3 protein-coding genes and 1 pseudogene are annotated in these 3,272 nt (G+C 73.4%); 1 reads left to right on the top strand and 3 read right to left on the bottom strand.

Annotated elements, in window-relative coordinates:
- Positions 1 to 438, top strand: a pseudogene (locus HW578_RS24615) (ornithine cyclodeaminase family protein); the annotation flags it as partial.
- 93 nt (positions 439 to 531) lie between these two features.
- Here HW578_RS24615 and HW578_RS24620 read toward each other — a convergent pair.
- From HW578_RS24620 to HW578_RS24630, 3 genes are all read right to left on the bottom strand, one after another.
- Positions 532 to 1,287 (bottom strand): DUF6683 family protein, encoded by a 756-nt coding sequence (locus HW578_RS24620; protein ID WP_369407971.1) that lies wholly within the window; start codon positions 1,285 to 1,287, stop codon positions 532 to 534.
- A gap of 235 nt (positions 1,288 to 1,522) precedes the next feature.
- Entirely contained in the window at positions 1,523 to 2,131 is a 609-nt protein-coding gene (locus HW578_RS24625) for a malonic semialdehyde reductase (RefSeq protein WP_198373343.1), read from the bottom strand.
- A 141-nt stretch (positions 2,132 to 2,272) separates the two neighbouring features.
- Entirely contained in the window at positions 2,273 to 2,839 is a 567-nt protein-coding gene (locus HW578_RS24630) for a NifU family protein (protein WP_198373344.1), read from the bottom strand.
- Positions 2,840 to 3,272 lie beyond the last annotated feature (433 nt).

Here is a 3,272-nt window from a genome sequence, read left to right on the forward strand (position 1 = left end):
CTCGCCGCCGAGGGCCTGCCCGCCCGCGCCACCGACCGGCCCGATCCCGCGCAGGCCGACATCGTCTCGGCCGCCACGCTCTCGGCGGCGCCGCTGGTGCGCGGCGCCGAGGTCGCGCCCGGCACGCATGTGGACCTGGTGGGCGCCTATCGCCGCGACATGCGCGAGAGCGATGGCGCGCTGCTGGCCCGCGCCACGCTGGTGGTGGACACCCGCGCCGGCGCCCTGGCCGAGGCCGGCGACATCGTGCAGGCGATCGCCGAGGGCGCGATCGCCGCGGAGCATGTCGTGGCCGACCTCGCGGAGCTGTGCCGCGGGGCGCATCCCGGCCGGCGCGACGCGGCGGAGGTCACGGTGTTCAAGTCCGTCGGCTGGGCGGGCGAGGATCTGGCGGCCGCCATCCTGGCCTATGGGCGGCGCGCTCCGGGCGGCGGCTGATCTCGCGCGCGGGCAGCCCGGCGGCGCGCCGATGCGGCGTGCCTCGATGTCCGCAGGCGCCACGGTGCAGCGGGCAGCGCCCGCCCGGCGGCCTCAGCGCGCCTGGAAGCCCGAGGACGTCAGCGCGAAGCGCCGGACGTCGATCCCCTGCTGCTGTGCCACCGCCTGCGCCACCTCGGTGCGATAGGCGGCCAGCGCCGGGCCGGCGCCGGACACCTGCAGGTCGTGGTGGCGGGCCATCATCGCCATGGCGTGGAAGGCGAGGGTCTCGGCCGTCGCCTGGCGCTCCTCGTCGTTCATGCGGGCCACGTTCGGCATGCCGGCCAGCATCTGCCGCGCCTGGCCCCGCACCGCGGCGATCCCGGCCGGCTGCGCCGTGGCGTCGCCGCCGGTCGAGACCTCCCAGGCGATCAGGTAGAAGGCCGCCACCACGTCCGAGAGGTCGCGGCTGTCATAGCCGTGCTGCGCGAGCAGCCGGTCGAATTCCTGCCAGGGCGCGCCCGATTCCACGGCCTGGCGCAGCCCCTGCGGGTTCGGGCTGGAGGGCAGCATGGCGGCGAGCACCTGCTGGCGCACGCGCGCAGTGACCGCTGGGTTGATGGTGAAGCCGGTGGCGCTGCGCGCGGGCGCCGCCGCACCGAGCGGCGGCAGCGGTGCGGGCTTGCCAAGGCCCCCTGCCACCGGCTGGGGCGCGGCGCCAAGGCCAGGCTTGCTGATCGGCTGGGGCACGGCGACCGGGGCTGGCACCGGCACGGGGGAGGCCGCCGGCGGCGCGCCGGGCCCAGGAAACAGCCGCAGCCCTGCGCCGATCGCGGCCTGGCCGTCATTGCCGAAGGCGCCGAAAGGCATCACGGCCGGACTGCTGTCAGGCCCCCTCGCCTGGGCATGGGCAAGGCCCGGTGCCGCAAGGACCGCCAGGACAACCACATGTCGCAAGGTAGGCCGGTGCATGGCCGCTCACCTCTCCTGCACGTACGTTGAGCAGAATCGGTCTCGCCCGCCGCAAGTCAAGCACGGCGGGCGATGCGGCGTGAAATGCTTCACGGGCCAACCCGCGGACCGGCTCGGCCCGCGGGCGTCGGCGTCATTCGAAGCGGGCGGCTTCCTCGAAGTCGAGCCGCGGATTGCGCGGGAACAGCCCCGAGGGGTCGCCATAGCCGAGGTTGACGAGGAAGTTGGTCTTCCACTGGGTACCGGCGAAGAAAGCCTCGTCGACCTTCGCGGTATCGAAGCCGCTCATCGGACCGGCATCGAGCCCGACCGCGCGCGCCGCCAGGATCAGGTACGCGCCCTGCAACGAGCCGTTGCGGAAGGCGGTCTGCTCGGCGAAGGAATACGACCCGGTGAACCAGTTCTTCGCATCCGGCGCATGCGGGAACAGCTTCGGCAGGTGGTCGTAGAAGTGCAGGTCGTGCGCCACGATCACGGTGACCGGCGCGGTCATGGTCTTCTCGAGGTTGCCGGCCGACAGCGCGGGCTTCAGCTTCGCCTTGCCTTCCGGCGTGCGCACGAAGACGAAGCGGGCGGGCGAGGCATTGGCGCTGGTCGGCGCCATCTTCAGCAGGTCGTAGACCTCGCGCAGCTTGGCGTCGGGCACGGGCCGGTCGGTCCACTTGTTCTGCGTGCGCGCGGTGCGGAACAGCTGGTCGAGCGCCCGGTCGTCGATGGTCTCGGGGGCCGTGGTCACGTCCATGGGGATGGTCCTGCTGAGGGTGGGGTCGCTGGGGGGGATATGGCGCCACCGCCCCGGAAGGCCATGCCCGCGGGGCAATGCTCACGATCATCGCGGCGAATGATGCCGGCGCCGCGCGACCATGCCCGCCGCCGCTGCGGATCAGGCCTCGACCTGCTCCACCGCCACGACTTCCGGCACGTAGTGGCGCAGCATGTTCTCCACGCCATGCTTCAGCGTGGCGCGCGAGGAGGGGCAACCGGAGCACGCGCCCTGCATCCGCAGCTTCACGATGCCGTCGCGGAAGCCGTGGAAGGTGATGTCGCCGCCGTCGCCGGCGACCGCCGGACGCACGCGGGTGTCGAGCAGTTCCTTGATCTGCGCCACGACCTCCTGGTCGGCGGCGTCGAAATCCTCGCCGTGCTCGCCCTCGGCGGCACCTTCGAGCACCGGCATCCCGGACAGGTAGTGCTCCATGATGGCGCCGAGCACGCGCGGGCGCAGCAGCGCCCAGTCGGCGTCATCGGCCTTGGTCACGGTGACGAAGTCGGAGCCAAGGAAGACGCGCGCCACCTCGCCCACCTGGAACACCCGCTCGGCCAGGTGCGAGCGGCCGGCGGCCTGGTCGGCGGCGGTGAAATCCGCCGTGCCGCGCCCGCCGAGCACGTCGCGCCCGGGCAGGAACTTCAGCGTGGCGGGGTTGGGGGTGGCTTCGGTCTCGATGAACATGGCGGGGTCCGAGGCTTGTGTTGAAATCCCGACTTATGTGGTCCGGTTTACGTCCAGGCGCAACCGGGGCAGCCAGCGGTCCGCCGCGCCGCAGCCCGGTGCGGAATACGACGTCCGACCGCCATAGCTGGGGTTAGATCGCGTGGCCGGGCACCGGAACGGGCGGCTGGCGGCCGGTATCCGCCCAGGCCCCGCGTGGCGGGATCGCACCATCCGCGTGTCGGTTCGCGCGCGACCAGGGCATCCTGTCGCGGGAAGGGGATGCGCTTCCCAACGGCCGCAAGACCAGTCTGCCGACCTGCGGGCAGCACGATCCCGGCCGCCGCGCTGTCGCGGCGGGGGGCACGGCAAGCGGTCCTTGCCGTGCCCGGCCGTTCAGCCGCGCGCGGGCGGGACGGGGGCCGGCGGCGGGGCGGCCTGCACGGGCGGCGGG

Source organism: Roseomonas rosulenta, assembly GCF_016106005.1.
GTDB classification, from domain to species: domain Bacteria; phylum Pseudomonadota; class Alphaproteobacteria; order Acetobacterales; family Acetobacteraceae; genus Neoroseomonas; species Neoroseomonas rosulenta.